7 protein-coding genes are annotated in these 14,918 nt (G+C 67.3%); 5 read left to right on the plus strand and 2 right to left on the minus strand.

Going from position 1 to position 14,918, the window contains the following annotated elements; translation table 11 throughout:
* Positions 1–3: 3 nt before the first annotated feature.
* The gene (locus EIK80_RS15855) at positions 4–3,444 is read right to left on the minus strand and encodes a response regulator (protein WP_199743503.1); all 3,441 of its coding nucleotides are present in this window, start codon (positions 3,442–3,444) and stop codon (positions 4–6) included.
* Between the two features lie 433 nt (positions 3,445–3,877).
* Between EIK80_RS15855 and EIK80_RS15860 the strand changes: the two genes are divergently transcribed.
* On the plus strand, positions 3,878–4,978 hold the full coding sequence (locus tag EIK80_RS15860; RefSeq protein WP_125157996.1) for an alpha/beta fold hydrolase: 1,101 nt from the start codon (positions 3,878–3,880) through the stop codon (positions 4,976–4,978).
* Between the two features lie 3 nt (positions 4,979–4,981).
* Here EIK80_RS15860 and EIK80_RS15865 read toward each other — a convergent pair whose 3' ends face one another.
* Positions 4,982–5,485, minus strand: coding sequence for an SgcJ/EcaC family oxidoreductase (locus tag EIK80_RS15865; RefSeq protein ID WP_199743504.1), 504 nt, complete (start codon positions 5,483–5,485; stop codon positions 4,982–4,984).
* 625 nt (positions 5,486–6,110) lie between these two features.
* Here EIK80_RS15865 and EIK80_RS15870 point away from each other — a divergent pair.
* The 4 genes from EIK80_RS15870 (at position 6,111) to EIK80_RS15885 (ending at position 14,899) form a co-directional block, all read left to right on the plus strand.
* Positions 6,111–8,969: a TonB-dependent receptor domain-containing protein gene (locus tag EIK80_RS15870; protein ID WP_199743505.1), complete on the plus strand. Its 2,859-nt coding sequence runs from the start codon at positions 6,111–6,113 to the stop codon at positions 8,967–8,969.
* A 61-nt stretch (positions 8,970–9,030) separates the two neighbouring features.
* Positions 9,031–10,692 (plus strand): amidohydrolase family protein, encoded by a 1,662-nt coding sequence (locus EIK80_RS15875; protein WP_125157998.1) that lies wholly within the window; start codon positions 9,031–9,033, stop codon positions 10,690–10,692.
* A gap of 34 nt (positions 10,693–10,726) precedes the next feature.
* Positions 10,727–12,514, plus strand: a complete 1,788-nt coding sequence (locus EIK80_RS15880; protein ID WP_125157999.1) for a DUF885 family protein — start codon at positions 10,727–10,729, stop codon at positions 12,512–12,514.
* Positions 12,515–12,526: 12 nt separating this feature from the next.
* A complete protein-coding gene (locus EIK80_RS15885) occupies positions 12,527–14,899 on the plus strand; it encodes a glycoside hydrolase family 127 protein (protein ID WP_233586705.1) in 2,373 nt (790 codons plus the stop codon).
* Positions 14,900–14,918: the final 19 nt, after the last annotated feature.

Here is a 14,918-nt window from a genome sequence, read left to right on the forward strand (position 1 = left end):
CGGCTACCTCGGCATCCAGACCCGGACCAGCGACAGCAGCTTGTCCACGTCGATCGGCTTGGCCATGTAGTCGCTGGCGCCGGCGGCGATGCAGCGCGCCTGGTCGTCGGGCATGGCCTTGGCGGTCAGCATCAGGATGGGCAGCTTGGCCCAGCGAGCGTCCTCGCGGATCTCGCGGGTGGCGGTCAGGCCGTCCTTGACCGGCATCATCACGTCCATCAGCACCAGGTCGATGGCGTTGGCCGGGTCGCCCTGGGCCGAGCGGTCGAGGGCTTCGATGGCCTCCTTGCCGTTGCGGGCGATCTCGACGACGGCGCCGCGCGGCTCCAGCACATTGGTCAGCGAATACACGTTGCGGATGTCGTCCTCGACGATCAGCACGCGGCGGCCTTCCAGCACCGCGTCGCGGTTGCGGGCCTTCTTGATCATCTTCTGCTGCTCGGGCGGCAGCTCCGACACGACCTGGTGCAGGAACAGCGAGACCTCGTCCAGCAGGCGCTCGGGCGACTTGGCGCCCTTGATGATGATCGAGCTGGAATAGCGGCGCAGGCGCTGTTCGTCGTCGGCCGACAGATCGTGGCCGGTATAGACGATGACCGGCGGGAAGGCGTGATCGCCGTCCTGGCTGAGCGTCTCCAGCAGGCTGAAACCCGAGGCGTCCGGCAGGGACAGGTCCAGCACCATGCAGTCGAAGGTCTGGGTCTTGAGGGCTTCCAGGCACTCGGCGGCGGTGCCGACGCCGACGGTCTCGACATCGCCCGAGGACAGCAGCTTGCCGACGGCGTCGCGCTGCACGTCGTCGTCCTCGACGATCAGCACGCGACGCACCGTGCTGGACAGCTTCGATTGCAGGTTGGTCAAGACCTGGGCCAGGTCGTCGCGCTTGACGGGCTTGACCATGTAGCCGATCGCACCCAGCGACAGGGCGGTCTGGCTGTGGTCGGCGCCCGAGATCACGTGGATCGGGATATGACGCGTGGCGTCATCGCGCTTGAGGCGATCCAGCACCATCAGGCCGGACTCGTCGGGCAGGCCGACGTCCAGGACCACGGCGCTGGGCTTGAACTGGCGGGCCAGCTTCAGGGCGTCCTCGGCGGTGCCGGCGACCAGGCACTGGAAACCCAGCTCGCGCGACAGGTCGCGGACGATGCTGGCGAACTTGTCGTCGTCCTCGATGACCAGCAGCACGCGGCGGCCGTTGGCCAGCTGGTCGCGGTCGTCCTCGATCGTGCGGGTCATGGGCGCGGCGGCGCGCGCGCGGGCCGGGGCCGCCGGGACCGCGGGAGCGGGCGCGGGAGAGGCCGAAGGTTCAGGACGCGGCGCGACGCGGGCCGGATCGTAGGATCGCGGGATGGTGACGGTGAAGGTGCTGCCTTCGCCCGGCGTGCTCTCCAGCGCGATCTTGCCGCCCAGCAGGCGCGACAGCTCCCGGCTGATCGACAGGCCCAGGCCCGTGCCGCCATACTTGCGGCTGATGGTGCCGTCAGCCTGGCGGAAGGCCTCGAAGATGCTCTCCTGCTGCTCGCGGGCGACGCCGATGCCGGTGTCGGTAACGGCGAAGGCGATCTCGTTGTCGCCAGTCGGGGTGATGGCCAGCGTCACACGGCCGGCCTGAGTGAACTTGAAGGCGTTCGACAGCAGGTTCTTGAGGATCTGCTCCAGGCGTTGGCGGTCGGTTTCCAGCAGGGTCGGGGTGTCGGTCGCGACCTTGATCTCGAAGCCCAGCTGGCGCTCGTCGGCCAGCGGCTGGAACAGTGACCGCAGGTCGTTGGTCAGGCGCTGCAGCGGCACGCTCTCGGGGCGCACCTCGATGTGGCCGGCCTCGATCTTCGACAGATCCAGGATGTCGTTGATCAGCGTCAGGAGGTCGTTGCCCGAGGATTCGATCGTCTGGGCGAACTTGACCTGCTCGCTGGACAGATTGCCGGCCGGGTTGTCGCTGAGCAGCTTCGACAGGATCAGCAGCGAGTTGAGCGGCGTCCGCAGCTCGTGCGACATGTTGGCCAGGAAGTCGGACTTGTACTGGCTGGCCTGGGCCAGTTCGCGCGCCTTCAGCTGCACGGCCGCGCCGGTGCGCTCCAGTTCGTCGCGCTGGGCCTCCAGGGTCTGGGCCTGTTCCTCCAGTTGGCTGTTGGTCTGTTCCAGCTCGACCTGCTGCTGCTCGAGGCGGATCTGGGATTCCTTCAGGGCGCGGCCTTGTTCTTCCAGCTCCTCGTTGGAGACGCGCAGCTCCTCGCTCTGGACTTGCAGTTCCTCGGACTGGCGCTGGGTTTCCTCCAGGGCGCTCTGCAGTTGCGAGCGGTAGCGAGCCGAGCGCAGGGAAACGCCGATCGAGGTCGAGACCTGGTTCAGCAGCTCCAGGACCTGGTCATCGACCGCGTGCAGGAAGCCCAGTTCGATGACGGCGTTGACGATGTCGTCGGCGTGGGTCGGCACCAGCACGAGGTGCTTGGGCTTGTCGTGGCCCAGGGCCGAGCCGATGGTCAGATAGCCGTCGGGCACGTCGCGGACGACGGTGGCGTGGCCTTCGGCCGCCACCTTGCCCAGCAAGCCCTCCTTGATGTTGAAATGCAGCGGCGTGTCGGCGTCGGCCGGAATGCCCAGGGCGGCGGCGCGGTAGAAGCGGCCGTTCTCGCCCTTGAACAGCGCGCCCGCCTGGAAGCCGACATAGCGCGACAGGAAGTGAAGGATGCTGTCGCTCAGCTCCTCGACCGTCTTGTCGCCCATCATCACTTCCGAGAGGCCGACCTGGCCGGCCTGCAGCCACTGCTGACGGGCGCGGGCCTGGCTGCTGCGGCGGATCAGGGCGAAGACGGCGAAGGTCAGCGCCGCGCCCAGCACGGCCGACAACACGCTGCTGATCAAGGCCGTGCGATGGGCGATGTCCATCTCGGTCAGACGGATGTCGCGCAGGCGGTTTTCCTCCGCGCGCATGACGTCGATCTGCTGGCGGATGGCGTCCATCTCGGCCTTGCCGCGATCGGTGTTGACGACGGCCAGAGCGGCCTGCGGACCCTGGCTGCCGCGCAGGGCGACGGTTTCGGCCAGCTCGGACAGCTTGGCGTCGATGTGGCGCCTGAGCTGGGCGTGATTGGCCTGCTGGATGGGATTGTCCTTGGTCAGCGAGCCGACCGCCTCGGTTCGCGTGGCGACGTCGGTCACCGCGCGCTGGTAAGGGGCGAGATAGCGGTCGTTGCCGGTCAGCAGATAGCCTCGCTGTCCGGTCTCGGCGTCCTGGGTGGTGGACAGCAGGTCGTCCAGCGCGATCAGCACCTCGTGGGTGTGCCAGATCTTCTCGCTGTTGATCCGCAGCGTCTCGATGTTGCGATAGGCGATCGTGCCGCTGATCAGGAAGAAGGCCAGGGCCAGACCCATGCCCAGCGCCGACCATAGCTCCGTTCGGGCGCCGGTCTTGGACGCGTTGCGCGGTTCGATCAGGGACATGCGATTCTCGACGTGGGAGCTGTGCGGCGGGGTCCGCCCGAGACGACGGACGATGGCGGGATGAACGATCTTGCGGAAATCAGCAAGCGCGCGGGAGGGGCAGGGGCGGTCCCGCCCCGACAGGCCGGTAGCCGTGTTCGCGCGCGGGGACCGTCGGCCCGTCGACGCAAAGCTGCCTGATACGCTTGAAACTCACTGGATATCCCCGACCGCGCGCCCCTGAACGCGAGCCTCTAACGGCGCAAGGCGGTTAAGGTTCCCTCCGATCGGCGAGAAGCTTGGCCGAAGCAGGGGGCGCGGCGAACCGCTGGCGCATCCCACATCCCGCGGCCGCTGTCGCGGCCTTGGGCTCGCTCCATTCTTCAATCTGGACCTTGCCAGAATACATAACGTATACGATCAATCCAAACGCAAGCCACGCAAGGAGAGGCGCATGAGGATCCTGGCCACCGCGTTCACCGCGCTCATCCTGGCGTCTCCCTTCCTGGCCATGGGCGGTTCGGCCGGCGCGGCGACGCCCTATGAGCGGCAGGTCACCCAGGGCGACTATGTCGTCCCCAACTTCACGTTCAAATCCGGCGAGACCCTGCCCAGCCTCAGGCTGCACTATCGTACGCTGGGTCAGCCGAAGCGCGACGCCCAGGGGCGCGTGACCAACGCGGTGATGGTGCTGCATGGCACCGGCGGCACGGGCGCGCAGTTCCTGCAGCCGCAGTTCGCCGACGAGCTGTATGGCCCGGGCCAGCCGCTGGACATCACCCGCTACTACATCATTCTGCCCGACGGCATCGGCCACGGCGGCTCGTCGAAGCCCAGCAACGGCCTGCGCGCCAAGTTTCCCCACTACGGCTACGCCGACATGGTCGAGGCCCAGCGCTTGCTGCTGGTGGATGGTCTGAAGGTCGACCGCCTGCGCCTGCTGATGGGCACCTCGATGGGCTGCATGCACGGCTTCATGTGGGGCGAGCTGCATCCGCAATTCGCGCAGGCGATCATGCCCATGGCCTGCCTGCCCGTGCAGATCGCCGGCCTGAACCGCGTCTGGCGCAAGGCGGCGATGGAGTCGATCAAGGCCGACCCGGCCTGGCGCGGCGGCGACTACGACCAGCAGCCGGTGCTGGGCCTGCGCGGGGCGGTCAACCTGATGATCGTCGCGGGCTCGGCCCCGCCGGCCTGGCAGCAACAGGCGCCCACGCGCGACGCGGCCGACGCCTTCTTCGAGGATCGCTTCGCCAAGGACCTGCCCACGCGCGACGCCAACGACATGCTCTATCAGGTGGCCGCGTCCAGCGACTACGATCCGTCGGCGGATCTGGAGAAGATCACCGCGCCCATGACCTGGGTGAATTCCAGCGACGACTTCATCAACCCACCCAGCCTGGGCATCGCCGAGCCGGCGGCCAAACGGCTGAAGAACGGCAAGTTCATCCTGATCCAAGCCACGCCCGAAACGCGCGGCCACGGCACGCACACCTGGGCCAAGTTCTGGAAAAAGGATCTGGTCGAGCTGCTGGCGCGCTCCGAGGCGCCATAGGGATCAGGCCGGGGAGGGGCCTTCCTCGGCCGAGACGTGGTTCAGGGCGATCACCCATCGCCCGGCCACCTTGCGCATCAGCCGCGTGTTGATACCGCGTTGGGCCTGCTTGGGGCGGGTGAGTTCGTAGCGGCTGATCAGCTGGGCGGCGTCGGGCCCCAGAATCTCGACCTTGATGTCGTGGAACCGCACCTGGCCGCGGGTGTCGGCCGAGGCGCCGTAGTCGCGGACATAGTGGTCCAGCGTGCCTTGCCAGCCGTTCTGGAACCGGCCTTTCGACACGAACACCACCCCCGGATTGAGAAAGCCGGCCATGTAGCCGGGGAAGTCGCCGCGGTTCCACGCCGCCTGCATGTCGGTGATGACCTTGAGGATCGCGGCGGTCTCGGCCGCTTCGTCCATCACGCGGGAACATGTCCTGGGCGCGGCCAAGGCCGGCGCCGCCGTCATGGCCAGAGCCAGCGCCGCCAGGCCACGCCGGCTGGCGCCTTTGATCGATGCGTCCATCAGCTTTGAACTCCCTGTTGTCTTGCCACCATAACGTATACGATATTATAAATATCGACGTATGGGGAAGCTGGAAATGCCAACTGTCCAGCCCGCAACGGCGCGCGGTTGGCTCCATGTGGCGTTCACCGAGGCCCGGGAACGCGCCGCCGTCCGTCAAGGCGGCGTCGGCGTCGCGGCCTGCCTGGCCTTGAAGCAAGCTCTGTCGCGCCGGTCGTCGCCGGTCGTTCGCGAGAAGAGGCGCCGGACGAAGGCCGGATCGTGAGCGCGACCTGACCATAAGAGCGGCAGGTCGGCGGCCAGCCTTCCAACCGTTCACAAATCGGAAACATGGGCTTGACCAATTTCCGATCCAATATACCGTATTCTGTATACGGTATGGATCGAGAAGAGCTCTTGGTCCTGAACCCGTCCTAGACGGTGCTTGTCTTCAAGGGATGAGTATCGAGCACTCTCGCGTGTCCTGTCGGTGATGTGCGCTGCGTGCTTGCATTTGTTTGGTGAGAACTAACGGTCCGAAAACACCTACGAAATCGATCAAAATTGGGGGATGAGCATGAGAAGTGGTGATCAGAATACGGGCGAGGCTCGGAAAAATCTTCGCTCTATCGTTCTATGTTCCAGCATGATCGGCGGGTTCCTGGCGATCGGAGCGCCAGCGCTGGCCCAGACGACGCCGGGCGACGCGCCCGCGACGGTCGAGGAGATCGTCGTCACCGGCTCCCGCCTGACGCGGACGGACCTGACGGCGCCCAGCCCGACCACGGTGGTCGGTGAGATGGAGATCAAGCAGTCGGGCAACGTCACGCTCGAAAAGACCCTGAACCAGTTTCCGCAGTTGGCCGCGGGCAACACCTCGACCGTAAACAACGGCGGCGGCTCGGGCGTACTGACGGCCAACCTGCGCGGCCTGGGTTCGACCCGGACCCTGGTGCTGGTGAACGGCCGGCGCTTCATCCCGGCCAACTCTGCGGCCGACGTCGACTTGGCCAGCATCCCGGATACGCTGATCAAGCGGACCGAAATCATCACCGGCGGCGCCTCGGCTGTCTACGGCTCGGACGCCATCGCTGGCGCGGTCAATTTCATTCTCAAGGACAATTTCGAGGGCCTGGAAGCCTCGGGTCAGTATGGGGTCACCGATCGCGGCGACGCCAAGTCCAAGAAGCTGGACCTGACGATGGGCGCCAACCTGGACGGCGGACGCGGCAATGTCGCCATGTCGCTGTCCTACACCAAGCAGGACCCGATCACCCAGAACGACCGCGACTTCTCCAAGATCCCGCTGGGCGAGGTGAACGGCGCCCTGGTCTATTCGGGTTCGGGCAGCATTCCCGGCACCCGCGTGCCGCTCAGCGCCACGCAACGCGCCCAGCTGGTGGGCGTCAACCTCACCCCCAGCGGCACGTGCACCTCGGTCACCGGCATCCGCTTCGGCGCGAACGGCGTGGTCCTGCCGTACTGCCAGCCGGAGGACACCTATAACTACGCGCCGTTCAACCTGCTGCAGCGGCCGCTCGAGCGTTACAACGTCTCGACCATCGGCCACTATAACCTCACAGACCACGTCACGGCCTATGCCGAGGCGTTCTTCGTCAACTCGCGCAACAACTCGATCCTGGCCCCGGACTCGTTCACGCCGGTGACGCCGGGCGCGGCGTCCTCGACCCTGCTGGTGCCCAACTACGCCAGCAACGCGGCGCTGACGCCGGCGCTGCGGCAGTTCTTCGTCGACAACGCCGCGATCTTCGACCCGAACCGCACCGGCACGGCCTCGGTGGTCGGCGGCGGGCGGCGCGCCGACGAGCTGGGCACCCGCAACTCGTTCTACGAGCGCCAGTCCTACGAGATCACCACCGGCCTGCGTGGCGATTTCGAGGTGATGGACCACACCTGGCGGTGGGACGCCTTCTACCAGTACATGCGCAACCGCACCGACACCCACAACGAAGGCACGATCAACCAGACGCGCCTCAGCCAGGGCCTGGACGCCATCGTTAATTCGGCCGGCCAGGTGGTGTGCCGCAGCGGCGCCCAGGGCTGCGTTCCGGTGTCGATCTTCGGCCTGGGCTCGATCAGCGCCGCGGCCGGCAAGTTCCTGACTCCCGATCGCGAATCTCACGACATCTTCGAGCGTCAGGTCGGCGGCGGCTCGCTCAGCGGTACGCTGTTCACCCTGCCGGCCGGTCCGGTCGCCGTCGCCGCCGGCGCCGAATATCGCAAGGACCAGTACGCCTCGACTCCCAGCGCCTTCGACCTGAACGGCGAGTACGGCGCGGCGTCCTCCAACGCCCTGAAGGGCTCGTTCGACGTCAAGGAAGTCTTCGGCGAGCTGCGCGTGCCGATCCTGGCCGACCTGCCGTTCGTCAAGACCCTGGCCGTCGAGGGCGCGGCTCGCTACTCGGACTATTCGTCGATCGGCGGCGTGTTTGCGTGGAAGGCTGGCGGCGAGTACGCGCCAATCGAGTGGGTCCGGTTCCGCGGCGCCTATAACCGCGCGATCCGCGCGCCCAATATCGCCGAGCTCTACGCGGCGCGGGCGCAGGGCTTCACCGGCGGCACCGACCCCTGCGCCACGGCCCAGAAGCCGACGGCCGCCCAGAAGCAGCTCTGCATCGCCCAGGGCGTTCCGGCCGCCGACATCGAGACCTTCACCCAGGCCACGCTGGGCCTCACCCAGGAAAGCGGCGGCAATCCGAACCTGACCGAGGAGAAGTCCAGCACCTTCACGATCGGCGCGGTCATCTCGCCGCCGATCATCCCGCGCCTGAACATCACGGTCGACTACTTCAACGTCGAGGTGAAGAACGCGATCACGACGATCAACGCCCAGCAGACGCTGAACGACTGCTTCACCAACCTCAACCTCAGCAGCGTCACCTGTCAGGCGATCAAGCGCCTGCCGAGCGGCCAGATCGACTTCGTCCGCACCAGCAACAGCAATATCGGCCAGTTGAAGGTTCGCGGCGTCGACGCCCAGGTCGACTACCGCCTGCCCCTGCCGTCGATGCTGGAGCTGGGCGGGCCGGCCAACCTGTCGCTGACCGCGGTGGCCAGCTGGCTGTTCGAGCGTTCGACCCAGGTTCTGGCCAACCAGAAGCCGCAGGACTGCGCCGGCTTCTACGGCGCGGGCTGCTCCAGCGGCACCGGCGGTTTCATCACCCCGGACTTCAAGCTGAACCTCAGCGCCAACTACGCCAGCGGCGACGTCACCCTGCGCCTGGCGGCCCGGATGATCGGCGACCTGGAGCTGTACCCGACCGCGACCAACGTCGTGAAGAAGGTCGATCCCACCTGGTACGTCGACGGCTCGTTCGCGGTGAACGTGACCAAGCAGGTGAGCCTGTTCGGCGGGGTCAACAACCTGTTCGACAAGCAGCCGCCGATCCTGGGCACCACCCTGGTCGGCGACGCCAACACCGACGTGTCGCTCTTCGACACGCTGGGCCGGCGCTACTTCATGGGGGCGCGACTGCGCTTCTAGGCGAGTGTCGAGGGCCGCGGGCGAAACGCTCGCGGCCTTTCGATCCTGGGGAGGGGAAACGATGAAGAGACTGGCTCAAGTGCTGCTGACCTCGGTCGCGGCCGTGATGATGGCGACCACGCCCCTAAACGCATCTGGGGCCGCGCCGCTCGACGACGCGCCGGCCGCCAAGGCGGGCAAGGTCGCCGATCCGATCCCCAAGCGGACGGAAGGGATCGGCCCGTTCAACCGCGTGGTGCTGCGCAACGTCACCATGATCGACGGCACCGGCGCGCCCGCCCAGGGGCCGGTCGACATCGTCCTGGTCAACGACCGCATCGCCGAGATCCGCACGATCGGCGCGCCCAAGGCGATCGATCCCTCGGCCCGCGCCGCCAAGGGCGACTACGAGCTGGACCTGACCGGCTACTACGTGATGCCGGGCTTCGTGGACGCCCACGTCCACCTGCACGACCTGAACGACGCCCAGCATGTGCCGTCGGATTACATCCTCAAGCTCTGGATCGCCAACGGTGTCACCTCGGTTCGAGAGCTCGGCAGCAGCCGGCCGATCGAATGGCTGGCCGACATCAAGGCCCGCAGCGCCCGCAACGAGATCGTCGCGCCGCGCATCGACATCTATCCGTTCTTCCACAAGATCAGGACCACGCCGGTCAATGATCCGGTCCAGGCGCGCCTGGCCGTGCAGGAGGCCAAGGCGCGCGGCGCCGACGGCATCAAGTTCATCGGCGGCTCCGAGGACGTGCTGTTCGCCGCCATCGAGGAGGCCCACAAGATTGGTCTCCACACCACCATGCACCACGCCCAGCCCAGCGTGGCCTTCGCCAACGTGCTGACCACCTCGGCCCACGGCCTGGAGTCGATGGAGCACTGGTACGGCCTGCCCGAGGCGATGTTCACCGACAAGCGCCTGCAGCGCTGGCCCACCGACTTCGTCAACAACGACGAGCAGGACCGGTTCGGCGAGTCCGGCCGGCTGTGGGCGCAGACCGCCGCGCCTGGCTCGGCGAAGTGGGAAGAGGTCATGCAGACCCTGCTGGACCGCAAGTTCACCCTGGACCCGACCTTCACCGCCTACTTGGCCAGCCGCGACCTGATGCGCATGAGCCGCGCCACCTGGCACGACGACTACACCATGCCGGCGCTGTGGGACTACTACCGCCCCAGCCGCGTCAATCACGGCTCGTACTGGTTTGACTGGACCACCGAGGACGAGGTCGCCTGGAAGGACAACTACCGCCTCTGGATGCGGTTCGTGAACGAGTACAAGAACCGCGGCGGGCGCGTCACGGTCGGCAGCGACAGCGGCTACATCTACAACCTCTATGGCTTCGGCTACGTCCAGGAGATGGAGTTGCTGCGCGAGGCTGGCTTCTCGTCGCTGGAGGTCATCCATTCGGCGACCCAGGAAGGCGCGCGGCTGCTGGGCCACGAGGACCAGGTCGGCACGATCCGCGTGGGCCGCAAGGCCGATCTCGTCATCGTCCAGGGCAACCCGCTGGCCAATCTGAAGCTGCTGTTCGGCACGGGCTCGCTGCGTCTGAACGACGACACCGGCAAGGTCGAGCGCGTCGGCGGCGTGGCTTGGACCATCAAGGACGGCATCCTCTACGACGCGCGCAAGCTGCGCGAGGAGATCCGCCAGTCGGTGCTCAAGGACAAGACGGCGCGGGGACTGCCCGCCGGACCGATGCCGATCGAGGCGGTCGATCTGACTCACTGATTTTCGTTGGTTCGCGTGACGTGGGAGTAGGGGCATGAGCAAGGTTTCGATGGGACGGGCGATCGCGGCGGCCTTGCTGGCCGCGACTGTCATGGCGAGCGCCGGACAGGCCTCCGCTCAGGCCGGCGCCGCCGACGCGCGGCTGAAGGCGCTGTACGAGCGGGAGTGGGCCTGGCGGCAGGGCGAGCTGGGCCGGGTCCGCGACGAAAACGGCCGCTGGGGCGACGGCGCCGACCATCTTCCGCGCGTCGACGCCAAGAGCCAGGCCGCGCGCCTGGCCTACTGGACCGCCGTCCTGGCCGAGCTGGACAAGATCCCGGTCGACCAGCTGTCGTCGGAGGAGAAGATCAACGCCGAGATCTTCCGCGCCTCGGTGAAGTCCCTGGCCGACAACGCCCGCTTCAAGACCTATGAGGCGCCGTTCAACGCCGACACCTTCTTCTGGTCGGGCCTGGCCCCGCGCGGCGCGCTGAAGACGGCCAAGGACTACCGCAACTACATCGCCCGGATGCGCGACATCCCGCGCTATTTCGACGAACAGACCGCCAATATGCGCAGCGGCCTCAAGCGCGGCTTCAGCGTGCCGCGCGTGGTGGTCACCGGCCGCGACAAGACCATCGAACCCAACCTGTCGACCGGCGCGGACAATCCGTTCCTGGCCCCGTTCGAGACCATGCCGGCCTCGATCCCGGCCGAGGAGCAGGCCGCCCTCAAGGCCGAGGCCCAGCAAGTGGTCACCGGGACGGTGATCCCGGCCTACGCCAAGCTGCTGGCCTTCATCCGCGACGAGTACATGAAGCAGGCCCGCACCAGTCTGGCGGCCGAGGTCGAGCCGGACGGCAAGGCCTTCTACCAGGCCCAGATCCAGGGCTTCACGACGCTCGATCTAACGCCCGAGCAGATCCACAAGATCGGCCTCGAGGAGGTCGCGCGGATCAGCGCCGAGATGGAGACGGTGAAGGCCCAGACCGGCTTCAAGGGTACGATGCCGGAGTTCCTGAAGTTCCTGCGCACCGACCCGCAGTTCTATCCGAAGACGCCCAAGGAGCTGCTGTCGTTCTCGGCCTATGTGGCCAAGCGCGTCGACGGCAAGCTGGCCGACACCATCGGCTTCCTGCCGCGCCGGCGCTTCGCGATCCTGCCCGTGCCGCCGGCCCTGGCGCCGATCTACACCGGCGGTCGCGGCGGCCTCGACAGCTGCCTGATGAACACCTACGACCTGCCGTCGCGGCCGCTGTACACCCTGACCGCCCTGACCCTGCACGAGTGTAATCCGGGCCACGCCTTCCAGGCGGCGGTGGCGGCCGAGGCCAAGAACCGCCCCGACTTCCGCCGCCAGACCTCGTTCTCGGGCTATGGCGAGGGCTGGGCGCTCTACATGGAGTGGCTGGGCACGAAGATGGGCGTCTACGACACGCCCTATGAGAATTTCGGCCGGCTGTCCTACGAGATCTGGCGGGCCAGCCGCCTGGTGATCGACACGGGCATCCACCACTACGGCTGGACCCGCGCGCAAGCCCAACAGTACCTGCGCGACCACACCGCGCTGTCCGAGCACGAGATCGAGACCGAGATCGACCGCTACATCGCCTGGCCCGGCCAGGCCGTGGCCTACAAGCTGGGCGAGATGGTGATCCGCAGGAAGCGGGCAGAGGCCGAGGCCAAGCTGGGGCCCAAGTTCGACCAGCGCAACTTCCACGACGCGATCCTGGCGCTGGGGTCCGTGCCGCTGTCGACGCTCGAGGCGCGGCTGGACCAGTTCATCGCCGACGGCGGGGTCAATCCGCCGGGCTTCAATCCGGCCCTGCCCGAAACCAAGTAGGGAGCAGGCGCCGTGGAGTCGATCGATCGACGCATGTTGCTGGCCATGGCCGGCTTGGCCGCCTCGGCGCCGTCGCTGCTGAGCGCCGCGCCGCTGGCCCCGCTCGGTCCGGCCAGCCCGTTGCCGCTGGCCGACGTGCGGCTGCTGGATTCGCCGTGGCTGACGGCGGTGGAGGCCAATCGGCGCTACCTCCACGCCCTGGAGCCCGACCGGCTGCTGCACAACTTCCGCACCAGCGCGGGGCTGCCGGCCAAGGGCGCGGTCTATGGCGGGTGGGAGAGCGACACCATCGCTGGCCACACCCTGGGCCACTACCTGACGGCCCTGTCGCTGATGTACGCCCAGACCGGCGACTTCGAGTGTAGGCGGCGGGTCGACTACATCGTCGGCGAACTGGCGGTGGTCCAGGCCGCCCATGGCGACGGTTATGTCGCCGGCTTCACGCGCAAGCGCGGCGACGTGGTCGAGGACGGCAAGGCGATCTTCCCCGAGCTGATCGCCGGCGACATCCGCTCGATGGGCTTCGATCTCAACGGCAGCTGGGTGCCGCTTTACAACTGGCACAAGCTGTTCGCCGGTCTGTTCGACGCCCAGCTCCATTGCGACAATCAACAGGCCCTGAACGTCGCCGTCGCCCTGGGCGGCTACATCGACGCCGTCTTCGTCCAGCTGAACGACGCCCAGGTCCAGACGGTCCTCGACTGCGAGCACGGCGGCATCAACGAGAGCTTCGCCGAGCTCTACGCCCGCACCCGGGATCCGCGCTGGCTGGACCTGGCCGAGCGCCTGCGCCACGCCAAGGTCCTGGACCCGCTGAGCCAGCGCCGCGACTCCCTGCCGTGGATCCACGCCAACACCCAGATCCCCAAGGTCATCGGCCTGGCGCGGCTGCATGAGCTGACCGGCAAGGCCGACCAGGCCGTGGCGGCGCACTTCTTCTGGGAGACGGTGACCCGCGACTACAGCTACGTGATCGGCGGCAACGCCGACCGGGAATACTTCACCGCGCCCCGCACCATCTCGCGCCACATCACCGAGCAGACCTGCGAGAGCTGCAACACCTACAACATGCTGAAGCTGACCCGGCATCTCTATGGCTGGCGGCCCCGGGCGGCGCTGTTCGACTATTACGAGCGCGCGCACATCAACCACATCCTGGCCCATCAGGACCCGTCGACCGGCATGTTCGCCTACATGGTCCCGCTGATGTCGGGCTCGGCGCGCCGGTTCTCGCGGCCGTTCGACGACTTCTGGTGCTGCGTCGGCTCGGGCATGGAAAGCCACGCCAAGCACGGCGACTCCATCTGGTGGCGCAGCGGCGACACCCTGCTGGTCAATCTCTACATCCCCTCGACCGCCCGCTGGGCCGAGCAGGGGGCGACCTTCCGGATGGAGACCGCCTATCCGTTCGGCGAGCGGGTCGAGATCGTGGTCGAGGACTTGGGCGGTCCAAGGGAGGGGAAGGACTTCGGCCTGGCCCTGCGCGTCCCCGGCTGGTGCCAGGGCGCGCGGGTCAGCGTCAACGGCGAGGCGATGTCGGCGGGACCGGCCGGCGACTACACGGTCCTGCGCCGCGCCTGGCGCAAGGGCGACCGGGTCACGCTGGACCTGCCCATGACGCTGCGCACCGAGGCGACGGTCGACGACTCCTCCGTGCTGGCCGTGCTGAAAGGGCCCGTGGTCCTGGCCGCCGACCTTGGACCCTCCAGCCAGCCCTATGACGGACCCGCGCCGGCGCTGGTCGCCCGCGATCCTCTGACGGGCTTCGTTCCCGTCGAGCCGACGCTGGGCCGGTACCGGACAAAGGGGATCGGCAAACCCGCCGACCTGTCGTTCGCGCCGTTCTTCCAGCAGCGCGACCGCCGCACCGCGGTCTATTTCGCCACTTTCGACGAGGCTGGCTGGAAGAAGCAGCAGGTCGCCTACGCGGCCGAGCAGGCGCGCTTGCAGGACCTGGCGCGGCGCTCGGTCGACGTCATGCACCTGGGCGAGATGCAGGCCGAACGCGATCACGGGCTGGTCGCCAAGAACAGCTACGCCGTCACCTATCGCGGCCGCCATGGGCGCGATGCGCGCACCTTCGGCTTCTTCGAATACAGGGCTGCGGTGAAGCCGGGGCCGCTGATCCTGCAAGCCACTTTTTGGGGCGAGGAGCGCAATAAGCGCTTCGACATCCTGATCGATGGCGTCCGCATCGCGACCCAGGCGCTGACCGGTCAGCATCCGGGCGATTTCTTCGATGTGGACTATCCGATCCCGCAAGAATTGACCCGGGGCAAGGGAAGCGTGACCGTGCGCTTCCAGCCCGCCGATGACACGACCCGCTGTGGTCCGGTCTTCGGCGTGCGGATCTATGCGCCGGCGGGGTCTTCGAGAACAACCTGACCAGGGCATGGGGAGGAGG

Source organism: Caulobacter sp. 602-1 (assembly GCF_003931565.1).
Taxonomy (GTDB): domain Bacteria; phylum Pseudomonadota; class Alphaproteobacteria; order Caulobacterales; family Caulobacteraceae; genus Caulobacter.